At 60.2% G+C, this 17,120-nt stretch carries 15 protein-coding genes and 1 tRNA gene; 4 read left to right on the top strand and 12 right to left on the bottom strand.

Going from position 1 to position 17,120, the window contains the following annotated elements; translation table 11 throughout:
* Nucleotides 1–69: 69 nt before the first annotated feature.
* Nucleotides 70–879 carry a phosphoribosylaminoimidazolesuccinocarboxamide synthase gene (purC, locus tag I5L03_RS11035; RefSeq protein WP_197921821.1) on the bottom strand — a complete coding sequence of 270 codons (810 nt, stop codon included), beginning with the start codon at nucleotides 877–879 and terminating at the stop codon, nucleotides 70–72.
* A 181-nt stretch (nucleotides 880–1,060) separates the two neighbouring features.
* Between purC and I5L03_RS11030 the strand changes: the two genes are divergently transcribed.
* Complete coding sequence (locus I5L03_RS11030; protein ID WP_197921820.1) at nucleotides 1,061–2,677, top strand: FAD-dependent oxidoreductase; 1,617 nt, start codon at nucleotides 1,061–1,063, stop codon at nucleotides 2,675–2,677.
* Nucleotides 2,678–2,740: 63 nt separating this feature from the next.
* Here the strand turns inward: I5L03_RS11030 and I5L03_RS11025 are convergent, their stop codons facing one another.
* The 6 genes from I5L03_RS11025 to infA form a co-directional block, all read right to left on the bottom strand.
* A complete protein-coding gene (locus tag I5L03_RS11025) occupies nucleotides 2,741–3,262 on the bottom strand; it encodes a hypothetical protein (protein ID WP_197921819.1) in 522 nt (173 codons plus the stop codon).
* A gap of 195 nt (nucleotides 3,263–3,457) precedes the next feature.
* Nucleotides 3,458–3,532, bottom strand: a tRNA-Phe gene (locus I5L03_RS11020).
* A gap of 90 nt (nucleotides 3,533–3,622) precedes the next feature.
* Nucleotides 3,623–3,787 (bottom strand): DNA gyrase inhibitor YacG, encoded by a 165-nt coding sequence (locus I5L03_RS11015; RefSeq protein ID WP_197921818.1) that lies wholly within the window; start codon nucleotides 3,785–3,787, stop codon nucleotides 3,623–3,625.
* On the bottom strand, nucleotides 3,784–4,743 hold the full coding sequence (locus I5L03_RS11010) for an Rne/Rng family ribonuclease (protein WP_197921817.1): 960 nt from the start codon (nucleotides 4,741–4,743) through the stop codon (nucleotides 3,784–3,786). The genes I5L03_RS11015 and I5L03_RS11010 overlap by 4 nt, the downstream gene beginning before the upstream one ends.
* On the bottom strand, nucleotides 4,736–5,317 hold the full coding sequence (locus I5L03_RS11005) for a Maf family protein (protein ID WP_197921816.1): 582 nt from the start codon (nucleotides 5,315–5,317) through the stop codon (nucleotides 4,736–4,738). The genes I5L03_RS11010 and I5L03_RS11005 overlap by 8 nt, the downstream gene beginning before the upstream one ends.
* 10 nt (nucleotides 5,318–5,327) lie before the next feature.
* Entirely contained in the window at nucleotides 5,328–5,582 is a 255-nt protein-coding gene (gene infA, locus I5L03_RS11000) for a translation initiation factor IF-1 (protein ID WP_197921815.1), read from the bottom strand.
* Between the two features lie 212 nt (nucleotides 5,583–5,794).
* Here infA and I5L03_RS10995 point away from each other — a divergent pair, with 212 nt between their 5' ends.
* On the top strand, nucleotides 5,795–8,605 hold the full coding sequence (locus tag I5L03_RS10995) for a TonB-dependent receptor (protein WP_197921814.1): 2,811 nt from the start codon (nucleotides 5,795–5,797) through the stop codon (nucleotides 8,603–8,605).
* Here I5L03_RS10995 and I5L03_RS10990 read toward each other — a convergent pair.
* On the bottom strand, nucleotides 8,602–9,783 hold the full coding sequence (locus tag I5L03_RS10990) for a BaiN/RdsA family NAD(P)/FAD-dependent oxidoreductase (protein ID WP_197921813.1): 1,182 nt from the start codon (nucleotides 9,781–9,783) through the stop codon (nucleotides 8,602–8,604). The genes I5L03_RS10995 and I5L03_RS10990 overlap by 4 nt on opposite strands.
* Before the next feature lie 4 nt (nucleotides 9,784–9,787).
* Entirely contained in the window at nucleotides 9,788–11,086 is a 1,299-nt protein-coding gene (locus I5L03_RS10985; protein ID WP_197921812.1) for an APC family permease, read from the bottom strand.
* Nucleotides 11,087–11,162: 76 nt separating this feature from the next.
* Between I5L03_RS10985 and uvrC the strand changes: the two genes are divergently transcribed.
* Nucleotides 11,163–13,121, top strand: a complete 1,959-nt coding sequence (gene uvrC / locus I5L03_RS10980) for an excinuclease ABC subunit UvrC (RefSeq protein WP_197921811.1) — start codon at nucleotides 11,163–11,165, stop codon at nucleotides 13,119–13,121.
* Nucleotides 13,122–13,131: 10 nt separating this feature from the next.
* Nucleotides 13,132–13,569: an energy transducer TonB gene (locus tag I5L03_RS10975; RefSeq protein WP_197921810.1), complete on the top strand. Its 438-nt coding sequence runs from the start codon at nucleotides 13,132–13,134 to the stop codon at nucleotides 13,567–13,569.
* 1 nt (nucleotide 13,570) lies between these two features.
* Here I5L03_RS10975 and I5L03_RS10970 read toward each other — a convergent pair whose 3' ends face one another.
* Genes I5L03_RS10970 through I5L03_RS10960 form a run of 3 tightly spaced genes read right to left on the bottom strand, consistent with a single transcriptional unit; the run spans nucleotide 13,571 to nucleotide 17,027 of the window.
* Complete coding sequence (locus I5L03_RS10970; protein WP_197921809.1) at nucleotides 13,571–15,190, bottom strand: serine hydrolase; 1,620 nt, start codon at nucleotides 15,188–15,190, stop codon at nucleotides 13,571–13,573.
* Nucleotides 15,191–15,212: 22 nt separating this feature from the next.
* Complete coding sequence (locus I5L03_RS10965) at nucleotides 15,213–16,109, bottom strand: acyl-CoA thioesterase (protein ID WP_234035206.1); 897 nt, start codon at nucleotides 16,107–16,109, stop codon at nucleotides 15,213–15,215.
* 33 nt (nucleotides 16,110–16,142) lie between these two features.
* Nucleotides 16,143–17,027 (bottom strand): cupin-like domain-containing protein, encoded by an 885-nt coding sequence (locus tag I5L03_RS10960; protein ID WP_197921808.1) that lies wholly within the window; start codon nucleotides 17,025–17,027, stop codon nucleotides 16,143–16,145.
* Nucleotides 17,028–17,120: the final 93 nt, after the last annotated feature.

The raw sequence follows: 17,120 nt of genomic DNA, 5'->3' as shown, positions 1-17,120 counted from the left end.
ATGCAGAGAGGATGAACGCAGCACAACCGGGCATTTGGCCCAGTTTTGCCTTATCTGCTTATTTTCAGGCTATTTCTTCGGCTTGGGCGCTGGCTGGCGCAGGCGGGAGCGGTGCGCATCCATGTCGAGGACTTCGCCTGGCGAATTGTCGTCCTCTTTTTGAAGCAGGCCGAGACGCTTGGCGACTTCCTGATAGGCCTCGGCCTCGCCGCCGAGATCGCGGCGGAAGCGGTCCTTATCGAGCTTTTCACCCGTGTTGAAATCCCACAAGCGGCAATTGTCCGGGCTGATCTCGTCGGCGAGGATCACGCGGCTGAAATCGCCATCGAAAATGCGCCCAAATTCTAGCTTGAAATCGACGAGCCGGATATCGATCGCGGCGAACATGCCGCACATGAAATCATTGATGCGGATCGCCATGGCGGCAATATCCTGCATTTCTTCGTGGCCCGCCCAGTTGAAAGCCGCAATGTGCTCTTCAGATACCAGCGGATCGCCGAGCGCATCATCTTTCAGGTAATATTCGATGATGGTGTGGGGCAGCATTTCGCCTTCTTCTATACCAAGCCGCTTGGCAATCGACCCGGCAGCGACATTACGCACCACGACTTCCAGCGGAATGATTTCCACCTGTCGCACCAGCTGCTCGCGCATGTTGAGGCGGCGGATGAAATGGGTCGGGATGCCGAGATGGGCGAGGCGCGTGAACACATGCTCGCTGATACGGTTGTTGATCACGCCCTTGCCGTTGATCGTCCCGCGCTTTTCGGCGTTGAAAGCCGTTGCGTCATCCTTGAAATACTGGATGATTGTGCCCGGTTCAGGGCCTTCATACAGAATCTTGGCCTTGCCTTCGTAGATCTGGCGACGGCGGGACATGGGCGATACCTTTCCAATGCAAAATGCGAGCGCCCCGGCAGAGCAGAACGGGTCTGCATGGGCCGGGGCGCATTGATCGCTGCGCTATACACCGAAGGCGGGGCGAGAGCAATTGCGCCGCGCACTTGCAACATTGGGCGCGATCGTCACTTATGTGCGCTTAGGCCAACCGGAGTGTCTTATGGAATCGATTGCCGCCGACCTGGAAACAATGCGCCGTGTCCCGCTGGCTGACGAGCATGTCGAAATGATCCGAAATATCGGTTCCGAGCGGACATATGAAGCAGGCGACATGGTCGTGAAAGTCGGCGAGCCGATGGACGAATTCGTCTACGTGCTCGATGGCGAAATCGAAGTCGTCGACCCATGGTCGGACAAGCGCCTGCTTGAGGCATCGCTCGGCCCGACACAGTTTATGGGCGAAATCGCATTCCTGAACAAAGGCAACTGGTTCCTGCCCATGCGCGCGGCGCAGGACACTACGGTCATTGCTGCCCCGCGTGAGGCGATGCTGGAATTGATGAGCCGCGTGCCGGAGCTTTCCGACCACATTATCGGCGTGTTCGCCGCGCGCCGCCGCAAGCAATTCGAACTGCAAAATTCATCGGTCAAGCTGATCGGTGCGGATCAGGATGCAGCCGTGCAGGAAGTCGAGAGTTTCCTGCGCCGTAATCGCATACCGTATGAAAGCTATGACCTCGATGGCAGCGATGATGAGTCAATTCAGGTTTGCGATCTGACGGGCCATTCGCCAGCCGTCATCATTGGACAGAACGAGGTGATGGACGATCCCACGCCGCGCAAAGTCGCGCAGCGGTTTGGTCTCGATCTCGAGATGTGTTCCGAGACCGTTTATGATGTCGTGATCGTAGGCGGCGGGCCGGGCGGGGTTGCAGCCGCTGTCTATGCAGGGGCGGAAGGCCTGTGCGCGCTGCTTGTCGAAGATACCGCCATCGGCGGACAGGCTGGCACTTCCAGCCGGATCGAAAACTACCTTGGCTTCCCGACCGGTATTTCCGGAGCCGACCTCGTTTATCGTGGTGAAATCCAGGCGATGAAATTCGGCACGCGCTTCGCCATGCCACGCCGTGTGGAAGCTCTTTCGCGCCGCGAGGACGGCGTGTTTTGCGTGACTTTGGACGAAGGCACCGAAGTCTGCGCGCGCAGCATTGTCGTGGCGACAGGCGTGCAATATCGGCGCTTGCCACTCGAGGGGCTTCGCGATCTAGAAGGCGCAGGTATCTATTATGCCGCAACAGACATGGAAGCACGCTTTTGCAAGAACAGCGATGCCGTTGTCGTCGGCGGTGGTAATTCAGCCGGGCAGGCAGCGATGTATCTCAGCCGTACGGCGAAACACGTGCATCTCGTGGTGCGCGGAGACAGCCTAGCCAGTTCCATGAGCAGCTATCTCACCAGCCGGCTGGAGCATGATCCGAAAATCACCATTCATTACAACACCGAGGTTAGCGACCTGCATGGCTCTGGCCGCCTGCGCGGGGTGACGCTGGATAAGCCCGATGGCGAGCAGGAGCTGGAATGCGCAGCCATGTTCATCATGATCGGCGCTGCGCCAAATACGGACTGGCTTAGCGGGCATGCCGAACTGGACGGTCGCGGCTTCGTCCTGACCGGAGCGGACAATGGTGGGGCGAGCCAATACGAAACGTCCACACCGGGCATTTTTGCCATCGGCGATGTGCGTTCCGGCTCGGTCAAACGCGTGGCGAGCGCTGTGGGTGAGGGATCGGTTGTGATCAGTGCTGCGTGGCAGCATGTCGCGAAATCGACGGCCTAAGGCTCAAAGAAAAAGGGCGCAGCGATTGCTCGCCGCGCCCTAATATCTGTCGATCAAGTTGAATCAGTCAGCCGGCGGCACGTCGTCCACGGTGGCGTAGAGGCCCTGCTCCACGATACCTTCGCGAACATCCTCAGCGACTTCGGCATTATATTCCGCAACAGTCGAGATGATTTCGCCATCCTTGTCCAGCATCAGCGCAGGCTCGCCGGAGCCGACAGGCGCCATGCGGATGTACACAGGATCGGGATAGAGGTGATTGGAAGCGCCATTGCTGGCGTCGACAACGCCGCCGATGAGACCGCCTGCCAGGATGTTCCCGGCAACGCCGCCACCGGTGCGGCTCTGGATGTACACGGTCACCGGCTCGTAACCGGCAGCGGTGAAGGTCACCATCGAATCGTCGCCGCGACGCATTTCGAATGCGCAGGGCGTCGTGCAGGTCTGGCCTGCAAGTGTTTCGATGACAGCGCCTGCCGGTTCGGATTCGAACTCGACCGGCTGGTTCGTGCCGTTCAGCACAGTTGCGCAGCCAGACAGGCTGATCGACGCGATCGCAATCGCGCTAGCGAACTTCAGATTCATGATTTTACGTCCCCGTCCAAAGAATTTTGGTTCGTTTCGATTGCAACAAAATCCACCGCTGATCAAGCGCGAGGTTCGCGCTCTGCGCAAAATGTCGCTGTGATACAATTTACGCCCAATTTTTGGTGAGTTACGCAAGCGAACTGAGGTCGCTGGACTAGGCGCGGGGATCATCAAGGTCTGCAAATTGGGAGATGGTGCCCGGGGGCGGATTCGAACCACCGACACGACGATTTTCAGTCGTCTGCTCTACCCCTGAGCTACCCAGGCATTCTCAGGCTGCGGGCCGCCACATGGCTTGCTCGCGGTCAAGGGAAGCGCGCCTATGGCGAAGCGCGCGCCGCTTGGCAAGGGGGTAATCTAATCTTCGCGCGCGATATCTTCAGGCGCGGCCGGCTCGCCCGGCACGGCGTAGCCGTCGGTAAACCACTGGGCGAGATCCTTGTCGCGGCAGCGCTCCGAACAGAACGGCGTGAATTGTTGTGTACGCGGCTTTTTGCAGATGGGGCAGGGGCGTGTGCTCATTGCGAAATGATCTGGGCATGCCAGCCAAAGTTCGCAAGTGCCGCGTCCTCTCTCAATTCAATCGGCCGCGCAGTCCGCCTTTGCAATTGAGTGAGCCAGTCCTTTTGCATCGCTTTCAGCACCGAAGGATGTGCCGTTATTTGTGTGACCCCCGGGTCCCGAAGTGCGGCAGCGTGATTCACGGCGTAGCGTGCTGCAGCCCCGGCACGATCAAAGTGAAGGCGGTGCAGAAGCGAAGGTCGCTCCAGCCGTGCGACGATCTGGACGAAGCCAAATCCGTTCATTGCGGTGTGTTCGTGCGGCCAATCAGACAAAGCGCTCTGCAAAGCCTCGTCCACCGCCTTGCGATCCGCCCGATTGGCCAGGGTGGGAAAATCGATCCCGATCGAACCGGCGAGGCCGAGCCATCCCAATGCAGTCGCCAGAGGCTTGACCGCAGCCAAGGCCAATTCTCGAGGAGGGCGGTCACCATCGATATCGATTAGCGTCATTGCCGGCGTGGCATGAAAAACCAATTCGCCGTTCGGGAATTCCCATTTGCCCTCCCACGCCGCGCTCCAGACTTCAGCCCAGTCATCACGATAAAGAGTTCCCAGGACCGTCGCGCCCAACTGCTCCGCCAGCGTTGGTGCTGGACGGACTTCCTGCTGCGTGGGGCGAGCCTGCGCCAATTTGGCGCGCCCGAATTCGCGCATCGCAGATCGGGTAACGCGAAGGCGGATGCGCGCACCTTCGCTGGCGTCACGCGGGAGACGATCCAAAAGCGCCTCTTCACCGCTGTCGAAGCGTGCGCGACCACGCGGTGACCGGCTTCGTCGCTCCAGAAGGACCGCGTCTTCCACCTGCCCGGGCGACAATGTCCCTGGCCAATCGATTTGTGCTGCAAGAATGCGGTGTCCTTCCTTCAGAACCGCCCGGTGTTCACCGATGCCTTCCGTGACGAACCACTCAGCCAAGGGTGAAGCCCGCCGCTTTCAGCAGCGCCCGCGTCTCAAACAGTGGAAGGCCGACGACGCCCGAGTGGCTACCTTGGATCCAAGGGATCAGCGCTTCGGCCATGCCCTGGATGGCATAGCCGCCCGCTTTGCCTTCCCATTCGCCGCTGGCGATGTAAGCGTCGATTTCTTCTGCTGAGAGGCGTTTGAATTTGAGCTGCGTTTCGCTCAGCCGCTCGCGCATACTGCCATCAGGCGCGGCCAGGGCGATAGCGGAGAGTACGCGATGACGACGTCCGGAAAGCAATTCCAGGCAACGGCGCGCTGTCGCCTGATCCTCAGCCTTAGGCAGGATTCGGCGACCGCAAGCAACCACGGTGTCCCCCGCCAACACGTGAGCATTACCGCCATCCACCGCAGCCGCCTTTTCGCGAGCCATGCGTGTCGCATAGTTGCGGGGAAGCTCGCCCTTACGCGGACTCTCGTCGATATCGGCGGGCGCAATCGCGTCGGGCTCGACACCAAGGCGTGCGAGCAGCTCCCGCCTGCGTGGGCTGGCCGATGCGAGAATTAGCGTGGGTGCGGGCGTGCTCATGCCCGGCAGCTTAGGACGGGTTATAGCCCGGCGGGCCACCGCGGCCCGGCATAAAGCGGTAGGTGATGCGCGCCTTCGTCAAATCGTAAGGCGTCAATTCGCACAGCACTTCGTCGCCCACCAGCACGCGGATGCGGTTCTTGCGCATGCGTCCGGCGGTGTGACCCAGCACTTCGTGGCCGTTTTCGAGCTCTACCCGGAACATCGCGTTGGGCAGCAGCTCTACTACCTTGCCGCGCATTTCGAGGAGTTCTTCTTTTGCCATTCAGTCCTGTATCCTTGCGTGAGGTGTAGAAAAATCTGTCGGGCGCGCATAGCGGCCTCCCTGCGAAAAGGAAAGGGCGGTGATGCGCGGGAACGCCGGATCGGTTTCAAGCCTTGTTCATTTAGTGCAAAATACCAGCTTGTAACATTTCGGGGTCACGACCATTCCCGCAACCGGCGGAATTGGATTGCGCTCAAAATCAGGGAGTGACCGTGCGTTCGAGATTTACTGTCAGTACGCTCGCAGTTGCAGCGGCTCTTATCTGCCAGCCATACGGCATCGCGCTTGCCCAGGACGCCCCGCCGGAACCTGAGCAGGACGGCGATGATAGCGCAGTGGAGCCGCCTGAGACGGACGACGATCTCGACACCATTGTCGTGATCGGGACGAGCCTTGCGGGGCGTGTCGATGCTGCAGAGCCCCCCATCCTCTCGCTCGATGAAGATGAGATTGCCGCCTATGGCGCAGGCTCAATCGCCGAGCTCGTGCAATCTCTCGGCCCCGAAATTTCGAGTGGGCGCGGCAGCGGACCGCCGGTGTTCCTCGTCAATGGCGTGCGTATCTCGTCATTTCGCGAATTGCGTAGCTACCCGCCCGAAGTGATCGAACGCACCGAAGTGCTGAGCGAGGAAGTCGCGCAGCAATATGGTTATTCGGCTGACCAGCGGGTGGTGAACTTTATCCTCAAGGATAATTTCCAAACCCTCGCGGTCGAGCTGGAATATAATCAGCTTTTCGATGGCGGACTTTCCGGCAATGAAGTCGAGGCGACGTATCTGCGGATCGACGGGCCAAACCGCATCAATCTCAACGTAGAAGCGGAAGACGTTTCGACGCTGACAGAAGGCGAGCGCGGCATCATCCAGTCAACCGGTGGCGCGCCAATACTCGCCAGCGATCCGGACCCTGCCAATTTCCGTACCCTGGTCTCCGATACGTCCAGCTATCAGGCCGACGTAAACTGGACGACAGGCCTTGGTGAAGGGGGCGATTCGCTGTCTCTGAATGGCAGTTATGAACGCAACAACAGCCTCAGCCTGCAGGGCCTCGATAGCGTGGTGCTGACCGATCCGAATGGCGACACGCTGCTGCGGACATTCAATTCACTGAACCCGCTGGCTGTGGATCGTACGAGTGACAGCTATTCGCTGGGCGGTGGTATCGCGACCCGGGTTGGCCTGTGGGAGCTGAACCTCACCGCCGACGCCAATCTCACCGATACCCTGACGCGCATCCAGCAACGCATAGACACGTCCGACCTCGTGACATCGGCAGCCAACGGGACACTCGCCCTTGATGCGGAGCTTGGGCCATTCGGTGAAGCCGGTTTCGATGAAGCGGAAAGTTCGACCTACCGGGTCGCCAGCCTGGCCACTGCACGCGGCATCCTGCTTGCGTTGCCAGCCGGCGATGTGAACGCCACGCTGTCGGCCAATTTCGTCGCCAATGGCATCGAAAGCACTGATACGCGCAATCCCGGCATCGTGACCGACCTCGATCGCCAGCGCTTGGGCGGAGCGGCTAATCTGGCGATCCCACTGACGAGCCGCGATGAAGATTTCGGCGGCGCGGTGGGCGATTTCACGCTCAATTTGAATGCGAGCCTGAGCGACGTATCCGATTTCGGCACTTTGTACAGCCTGTCGGCAGGGCTCACCTGGGGCATTACCGACACACTGACGCTGGGCTACAATCGCGAGCTTTCGGAGGAAGCGCCATCGCTCACCCAGCTGGGCTCGCCGCAAATCGCAACTCCCAACGTGCCAGTATTCGATATCGTCAACAACGAAACGGTGCTCGCAACGGTTATTTCCGGCGGTAACGATGCGCTGCCCGCACGCTCGCAGGATGATTGGCGCGTCAGCCTGAACTGGCAGATGCCCATTTTAGACCGCGCCTCCATGCGCCTGGAATATTTCAACAATTCCTCCGAGGATGTGACCGAAGGATTTCCGCTGCTTACACCGGAAATTGAGGCAGCTTTTCCTGACCGGATTACGCGTGACAGTGCGGACCAGTTGATTACGCTCGACAATCGCTTCGTGACCTTTGCCGAGCGCGATGTGGAGCGCGTGCGACTCGGGCTATTTCTGGGCGGCGAAATCAATCCGCGAGGATCGGATGAGAATGAGGGCGATGCGCCGCCGGGCGAAGGCAGGCGCGGTCCGCCTCCGGGTGCAGGTGGCCCCGGCGGTGGAGGCCGCGCAGCGCAATTCGCTGCCATGCGCGAACGTTTCTGCTCGACCGAGCCTGATGTCCTGATCGATCTCTTCAACCGCGCACTCGCCGCGCAGGCTGCCGGTGAAGACCCGCCGCTCGATGAGAACGGCGAGCCCATTTATATTCCGCCGCAGATGTTGCAGAGACTGGCTGGCGAAGACGGTCAGATCGATCCCGAACGCTTCGCCAGCGTGCGCGAGCGGATCTGCGGCAGCGAAGGTCGCCCGCAGGCCGGGCAAGGCGGCGGCGGTGGCAACCGTGGCGGTCGGCGCGGCGGCCGCGGATTCAGAGGTGGATTTGGTGGCGGCGACGGACCGCCGGTAATCCGCTGGTTCGCCAATCTGACCTATTCGCTGGAGCTGGAAGACAGCGTTCTGATCGCTCCGGGTCTCGCGCGCCTAGACCTCCTCGATGGAGATGCCCTCTCGGGCGGCGGCACAGCGCGCAATTCCGTGAACTTTCGCAGTGGCGCGTTTTACGATGGCTGGGGCACGTTGCTCTTCGCCGATTATCAGGGATCATCGCGCATTAATGGGTCCGGGCTCCAAGGGAGCACAGACCTGTTCTTCAGCGATAATTTGACCGTGAATTGGCGCGGCTTCGTCGATCTTTCGGAGCGTACTTCGCTAATCGAATCTGCGCCCTTCCTCGACAATGTGCGCATTTCGGTTCGGGTTGATAATCTTTTCGATTCTCGCCAGAGCGTGGTGGACAGCAATGGCGAAACCCCGCTGCGTTACCAGCCCTTCCTCATCGACCCGCGCGGGCGCAGCTTCGGGGTAGAGGTCCGTAAGTTGTTTTAGAGAGCCTGGGCAGCAGCATAGCCGCTCGCCCAGGCCCATTGGAAGTTATATCCGCCGAGCCATCCGGTGACGTCTACCGCTTCGCCGATGGCGTAGAGGCCGGCCACTTTCTTCGCTTCCATGGTCTTGGACGATAGCTCTGCCGTCGAAATCCCGCCTGCGGTTACTTCGGCTTTGGCGAACCCTTCGCTGCCATTCGGGTTAAAGCGCCAGTTTGCAAGGCGATCCTCTGCTGCGCGCAGCTTCTTGTCCGGTACATTTCCAAGGTCGCCGTCGATCCCGATCTGATCGGCGAGCACATCGGCTAGACGATCTGGCAATTCCTCCCTCAGGATCGAACGGAACCGCGCGGATGGCGACTCGCGCTTGGCATCGAGCAGCCACCCTTGCGGCTTGTCTGGCAGGAAACGGATCGCGACAGGATCGCCGTGCTTCCAATAGCTGGAGACTTGCAAGATGGAGGGGCCTGACAGACCGCGATGGGTGAACAGCGCAGCTTCACGAAATTTGGTTTTGCCTGCCTCCGCCTCGACTTCTGCCGAGACGCCTGACAGCTCGCGAAACAGCACCTCCTCGCCGCCTAGTGTCAGCGGTACGAGGGCAGGGCGCGGCTCGACGATTTTGAGGCCGAATTGGCGCGCCAGACCGTAGGCGAAATCGCTCGCACCCATTTTTGGAATACTCGGCCCGCCGGTGGCGATGACGAGAGCAGGCGCGGTGAATGAGCCATATTGCGTGGTGACGCGATAGGTCTCGCCATCGCGCGACCACTCGGACACTTCTTCATTGCAGCGGATCGTCACATTGCCGGGACCGGCGTTGCACTCCTCCAGCAGCATGTCGACAATTTGGCGCGACGAGCCGTCGCAGAACAGCTGGCCCAGAGTTTTCTCATGCCACGCGATGTCGTGCTTCTCGACCAGATCGAGGAAATCGCGCGCTGTATAGCGGCTGAGCGCGCTCTTCGCGAAATGCGGATTGGCGCTCAGATAATTGGCCGGACCAGCGCCAATATTGGTGAAATTGCAGCGCCCGCCGCCCGAAATCAGGATTTTCTTGCCGACCTTCTCGCTCTTTTCGAGCACCAGCACATTGCGCCCGCGCTGCCCCGCCATTGCTGCGCAGAACAGGCCGGCTGCCCCGCCGCCGAGGATGATGGCATCGAAGGTGTCGCTCATGAAATCAGCTTGCGGTTTGCGCCGTTTCTCCATCGCTGCCGCGTCGGGCTATGAAATAGAGCGCCGTGCCAGCGACAAGCAACACGCCGAACATCTGCCACGCCTCCATATTGGCATGGCTGGCAATCCACGCTGCGGCGATGAATGCCAGCACGGCGACTACGGCATGGAGAGCGTTAAGCGCGCCTTCGCGCTTCTCAATCACCGGCAGGGCGGCGGCAGTGATGGCATAGGTGAGCAGGCGGCACAGCGTGCTCGCGGCGGCAAGGGCGATGAACCCATCCCACACGGCGAAGGCAGCGGAGAAAATGCCGTAAAACACGATGGAGTTGGCAGGAGTCTTGTGCCGGTCGCTGATTTTGGCGAACCAGGCGGGCAGCATGTTCTGCTGCGCCATGCCGTAAGCCATACGTGGCACGATGATCAGTCCGCCGAAGCTGTTCGCCGCGATTGAGAAGCCTGCGCACAAAACGATCATCAGCGCGCCCCATTCGCCCAGTGCCACATCCGCCGCACCAGCCAGCGCGCTGACATCGGCATCGGGTGCGGGAGCGATGGTCTGATACGCCCAGATGATAATCGCATAAAGGATCGTCACCCCTGCCAGTACCGTCACCAGCACGCGCGGGATATCGCGCTTCGGGTCGCGCACTTCGCCCGCCGGGACGGTCACGCCTTCAAAGCCGATAAAGGCGTAGAATAGCAGCAGGACGATGGATTCGACCTCGCTAAACTGCGGCAACACGATCGCTGGCGATGTGAAATTGCCGAATACTGCAGCAAGGACCAGCACGCCCAGCGGCACCAGCTTGAGCGCCGTCAACCCGCCGAGCGTATTCACCGATTGGCGCATGGAGAACAAATTGATCGCGGTGAAAACCAGAATGGTGATCACAACCACGATTGTGGCGACGGTCACGTCCTCCAGCGCCGGAAAGATCGCCGCGAAATAGGCGACCATCACGTGCGTATTGGCCGCCATCGCAACCATGCCGGACGCGTAACGCCCCCAGCCTGCCTGAAAGCCTACGAAACTGCCAAATGCAGTCTTGCCGTAAAGGATCGGTCCGCCCGTCTCGTCAAACCGGGCAGAAAGCCATGCGAAAACGAGGATCAACGGCAGGAAGATGATCCCGCCGATCAGAATCATAACGGGTGCGAAACTGCCGACAGCGGCAAACAGAACCGCAGGCAGCGCAAAAATTCCGCTGCCAATCATTCCGTTCAGCTGGAAAAGGGATGAACCCCAGAAGCCGACGGTGCGCGGCGGTGCCGAGGTGGTGCTGGGTTCAATGCCTGCCATGGCGAAAACTCGTGCCTGCAAAGCCGCGTTGACGCAAGCAATTGAGAATTGCGCATCCCCCGCCTATCTCCCTTGCATGAGCCGCAGTGACGCCGGATCCCCGCCCAATCCCCATGGTGCCGAACGCTTCAACGAGGAGCGCGCGGCCTATACCGTGAAAGGCAGCGGCAAAGCAGGGGCCCAACCCGATCTGGAAGCGGGTGTGGGTGCGATCAGGGAAGTTGTGGCGACGCTCAAGCCCAAGCCCGGCGTATATCGCATGCTCGATGCTCGGGGCGATGTGCTTTATGTCGGCAAGGCGCGCAGCCTGAAGGCGCGCGTGGCGAATTATACGCAGATCAATGGGCTGACGAACCGCCTTCAGCGCATGGTCAGCCAGACGCGCGGCATGGAAATCGTCACAACCAATTCAGAGGCCGAGGCGCTGCTGCTTGAGGCGCAGTTCATCAAGAGATTTCGCCCGCCTTACAATGTGTTGCTGCGCGATGATAAGAGCTTTCCTTTCATCCTGTTGCGCGAGGGGCATGACTATCCGCGCATCATGAAACACCGCGGCGCGCGCCGGGCGAAGGGAAGCTATTACGGGCCGTTTGCGAGTGCGGGTTCGGTCAACACCACTATCAATGCGCTGCAAAAACTCTTTCTACTGAGAAGCTGCACCGACACTTTCTTTGAACGGCGCGAGCGGCCATGCCTGCTCTACCAGATCAAGCGCTGCTCGGCCCCCTGCGTCGGACGCATCGACCAGCAGGGCTATGACGAGCTGATCCGGCAGGCGAAGGATTTCCTCGGCGGTAAGTCCGGCGCTGTTCAGGCCAAGATCGAGAAGCAGATGGCGGAGGCTGCGGAAGCGCTCGATTTCGAGACCGCGGCTTTGTTGCGTGACCGGCTGCGTGCGGCAACATTCATCCAAGGCTCGCAAGCCATCAATGCGGAGGGTGTAGGCGATGCGGACGTGTTCGCGCTTCACGCAAAGGGCGGCCAGATCGGTATCCAGGCCTTCTTCATGCGGGGCGGGCAAAATTGGGGCCATCGCGCCTTCTTCCCTAAGAACATCAAGGAGACGGAAGAGGTAGAGGTGCTCGCCAACGTGCTGCTGCAATTCTACGAAGAGGTGCCGCCGCCGCCCACCATCCTCGTCGATCGCGAGCTGCCCGAACGCGAATTGCTGGAGGAGGCGTTTTGCGAGCTGGCGGGGCGCAAAGTCAGCATTTCCATTCCCCAGCGCGGCGATCGGCGCAAGTTGATGGCGCAGGCCAAGCGCAATGCTGTCGAAGCGCTGGACCGCCGCCTCGCCGAAAGCGGCACGCAGGCAAAAATCATGCGCGAAATGGCGGAATTCCTTGAGCTTCCCGAAGTGCCAGCGCGGATCGAAGTTTACGACAACTCGCACATTCAAGGCTCGAAAGCGGTCGGCGCAATGGTGGTCGCGGGGCCGGAAGGGTTCATCAAAAACCAGTATCGCAAATTCAACATAAAATCGGCGCAGACCAATGACGATTTCGGCATGATGCGCGAAGTGATGAAACGCCGTTTCAGCCGCGCGATGAAAGAAGATCCGGACCGCGAGAAGGTGGGGGTATGGCCCGATCTGGTGCTGATCGATGGCGGCAAAGGGCAGATGTCATCCGTACGCGATACGCTGGCCGAACTGGGCATCGAAGACGTGCCGCTGATCGCCATTGCTAAGGGACCGCATCACGGGCGCGAGGGTCGTGAGGTCTTTCACTTCCCCGATGGCCGCGAAAAGACGCTGCCGACAAATTCGCCCGTGCTGTTCTACCTCCAGCGCCTCCGCGACGAAGTGCATCGCTTCGCCATCGGCGCACACCGGGCAAAGCGTAGCAAGGCGATCACTGCATCACCGCTGGACGAGATTCCCGGCATCGGCCCGGCCAGAAAACGCGCGCTGCTGCTGCATTTCGGCACGGCGAGCAAAGTCCGCGCTGCTGCGCTGGATGATTTGAAAAGGGTGCCTGGCGTGAGTGAGAGCGTCGCGCAAACCGTTTTTGATTTTTATCACGCGAGTGGCTAGGGCGAGCGTAATGAACATTTCTCGGATAGTTCGCAAAAGTGGTTTTCCTGCTCTGGCGCTCGGAAGTTTGCTTTCAGTTGCCACGCCTTCGACAGCGCAAGAAATCGATGCCGAAATAGGTGATATAGAAACCGAGAAGCCCGAGACACCCGATCTCTCACGGCCCGTGCAACCTGAAAATCAAATTGTATGGGTTCGGAGGACAATGCGCGATTATCCTGCCGAAGCGATCCGCCAGAACCTTGCTGGCAGAGTCGCATTCGAATTGACGATCGATGCGAACGGAAACGTCACTGATTGTGATGTCGTTGGAAGCAGCGGACATCGTATACTTGACCGCGCCGCATGCCGCAGCATGTCACGATACGCGCGTTTTCAGCCGGCATTGGATGAGAACGGCAATCCCGTATCCGCGACGTGGGGCACGTCCATAGTTTACGGCAGGTAGTCTATTCCCTTCCCGCCACCGGCTCTAACCGCAAATCGTGGAAGTCATAGCTGAAATCGGTGAGGCTTGAGATGGCCTGCATCGTCACCAGCGTTACCTCGCCATCTTCAACCGTGAAGTCGACGAAGGCATCTGCTTTCAGCGAGCTGTCCGGCCAGAAGGCAGCGAAGCGGTTGCCATCGTAGTGAGTCAGCGCGCCGTCGAGCACTTCGCTGCGGCCCATGTCGATGTACAGACTCCCATCCTCGGTCTGTGAGATCACGACATCACCATACCACGGATCGCGATAGGTGCCGACATAGTCTGCCAGCGATAGCGCGTGCGGCTGCGCTGTTTCGGGCGCGACGAGCGTATCCGAAATCTGCTCGACCCCGCGCGCTTCGGCGGCGGCAAAGGCTGCCCCCCAATCGGCGATGAAGTCATTCTCCGGCGCACCGACGAGTGCGCTGGCCACGTGGTAATTGAACGCGCTCGCCGCTCCGCGATAATCGTTGGTGGCGGAGAAAATCACCGCGTCATATTCGGGCAGGATCAGGAAGTTGCTCACCACGCCCGGCGCACCGCCGCCATGGCCGACTGCTAGCGTTCCTTCGAAATCGTGAATGCTCCAGCCCAGCGCATACATGGCGAGATTGGTGGAGCCTGCCGCGCGCAATCCGCCGCGCGGACTCTGCGGAGTGACGCCCTGCCACAGTTCGCGTGCCTGGCCTTCGCTGATCAGGCGCACCCCATCGGCGGTCACTCCGCCATCTAGCCAGAATTGGCCCCATTCCATCATTTCGCCGGCTGGGCACCACAATCCGCCAGCTGCTGCCCAGGTGGTCGAGAAGTCGATGCGCGGATCGGTCGGCACGCCATCCTCCGCACCGGCAGCGCGTTCATGCCCGGAAACCACCGGAGCACCCGCAGAGATTAGCGGTTTGTCGGCTGCGCACTGATCCATGCCCACAGGAAGCAGGATTTCCTGCGTGACAAACTCGGTCCAGCTCTGGCCGGAAACGCGCGCCACGATTTCGCCCGCCACGATGTAGAGCAGATTGTCATACGCGTACTCGCTGCGAAAACCGCTGCTGGGGCGAAGGTGTTGGAGCGCGGCAATCACATCATCAGGCTCCGCATTGCCATCGGGCCAGATCAGCAGGTCACCCGCACCCAGCGGCAGACCAGAGCGGTGGGTGAGGGCATCGCGCACGGTGAAGTTCTCGCTCACCCAAGGATCCCACATGGCGAATTCCGGGATGTAAGTGCGGATCGGAGCGTCCCATTCCACCTCGCCGCGATCGACAAGGATGGCGAGGGCCGTGGTGGTGAAAGCCTTGGAGATCGAGGCGATCGGGAAGAGCATGTCTTGCGTAACGGGGCGGTTCGTGCCTTCCTCGGCCAGACCTGCGGCATCCAGATAGACGAGCTGTCCATCCACCTGCACGGCAGCCACCATTCCGGTAGAGTCGTAAGCTTCCATCGTTCGCCGCATGGCGTGATCGAAGTGAGGCGCCGACGAGACCTCATCCGCAGCCACGGCCATCTCTACCGGTGTATCGACGATCGGGCTTTCAGGCGTGTGTGCGCATCCGGTAAGCGTCACCAGGACTGTGAGAGAGATGACTGCGGTTTTGATCATGACACTTTGCTCTATCTCCTGCTTAATCGACGTGACGAAGCATTCCCTCTTGCGAAACGCTGGCAACCAATTTGCCTGAGCGGTCGAACACTTGGCCTCGCGCATAGCCGCGCCCACCGCCGCTCCACGGCGCTTCGGTAACGAAAAGCAGCCACTCATCGACCGCAAGGGGCTCGTGAAACCAGACTGCATGATCGAGGCTGGCGCCTTTTACCTGGCCGCTATGAATGCTCTTGCCATGCGGCTGCAGAGCGGTCGCAAGGATCTGGAAGTCAGAGATATATGCCAGCACAGCCCGGTGCAGCGCGCGATCGCTCGGCAGCGGCGCGACCGTCTTGAACCAGATATGGCTGATTGGCGGACGCTCCTGAGGACGCAGCCAGTCCCGCGGCTCAACCGAGCGGAAATCCACCGGGAAAGGCCGCATCAGGATATTTTTGATCGGGCCTTCTGGAACGACTTTCGCAATCTCGAGGCGGATTTCCGCATCTGGTCGCAAATCCTCGGGGCCAGGCACATCGGGCATTCGCGGATGCTGGTGGCCGGGACCTTCGACTGGTTCCTGAAAAGACGCGACCAGATTGAGGATCGGCTCGCCCTGCTGGCTCGCCACAACGCGGCGGTTGGAAAAGCTGCGTCCATCAAGATCGCGCTTCACCCGGAATTCGATTGGTAAATCATCGCTCCCGGGTCGCAGGAAATAGGCGTGGAGCGAGTGCACTTCGCGGGCGGCATCCACTGTACGGCTCGCCGCGCCCAGCGCCTGTGCAATCGCCTGTCCGCCGAACACGCGGCCCGTCCCGTCAGGCCGCCTGCGGCCGATGAAGACGTCAGCACCCTTGGCTTCCAGTTCGAGCAGGAAGACAAGATCGGCGAGAATGCGTTCGGGAGTCGGGTGATCGGGAGGCATCGTCGTCATTTGCGGCAGCCATGCGCGCGGGCGTTCGCGCCGTCAAGCGATGCCGCGAAACCGGCGCCAAAGGCGCATCGCCCTGGCTTTACCTGAATTGGTAGCGGGCCAGCGCTTGGGAGGCTTGGGGTCGATGCCGAGTTTTCGGATCAGTCCGTTGAATGCCCGGGCATCCGCCTCCGCATAGCTCCATTCGCTGCGCCACGTGAGCGACAGCGAAACCGACACAGCGGAACCGTATTGCACGTGATGTGGTGACATCGCAGGCACATAGACCCCTTCTGCCGGGCCAAGGGCGAAGGGCAAGCCTGCGCGTTCATGATTGCGGTGCCAGGGCAGTTCGCCCGTTCCGCCAAGATGATAATTCTCGTGGCTCTTATCCGAAGCGAAACGCCGATCTCCTGCCGGATAGACCGTTACCGTCTTGCTGCCGCGTAGCTGCATCAAGATGTTGTGCTCTGCATGGAAATGCAGCGGAGTGACGGCGTGGGGGCTGGAGACAACGATAAAGGCCTGCGGATTGAGAAGCGGTCCTGTCCGCTCTTCGATGACCGGCCTCAGCTCCTCCAGCAATTCGTGCAGCAATTCGGCGAAGGGCTTTTTCTGTTCGACATTTTTCAGGACCGCCCAACTGGCGGTCTTTTCAATATTGCGGATCGTCTCACCGATCGAAAGAGACTTGGCGCCCGGCTTGCTGTCGACACCTCGGGATGGATTGCTGCCGTTAAAATCAATACTCGCCGGCGGCAAGGATTCAGCCAGCAGGGCTAATTTGTCGATTTCCAGGAGCGGGTGATCGACCAGATTATGTTCGATTTTCAGCGCACCCTCGGGATAGGAAGTCGCGAGGAAGCTTTGTACGGCCGACGGGAATATTCGCCGCCCACCGAGCGAGCGCCCGTGAAAATTTTTGTATTGCCGCGTCATCAGTTTGCTTTCGTCGCAGCAGCAATGGGGACGCGACGCAGATGCGGATTGGCTGAGATCGCCACCGGATTTGGGCGCGTCTGTGCAATTGCT

The organism is Aurantiacibacter sediminis (assembly GCF_016019885.1).
GTDB classification, from domain to species: Bacteria; Pseudomonadota; Alphaproteobacteria; order Sphingomonadales; family Sphingomonadaceae; genus Alteraurantiacibacter; species Alteraurantiacibacter sediminis.
The sequence above is the reverse complement of the archived record's forward strand: the minus strand, read 5'-3'. Positions and strand labels throughout refer to the sequence as shown.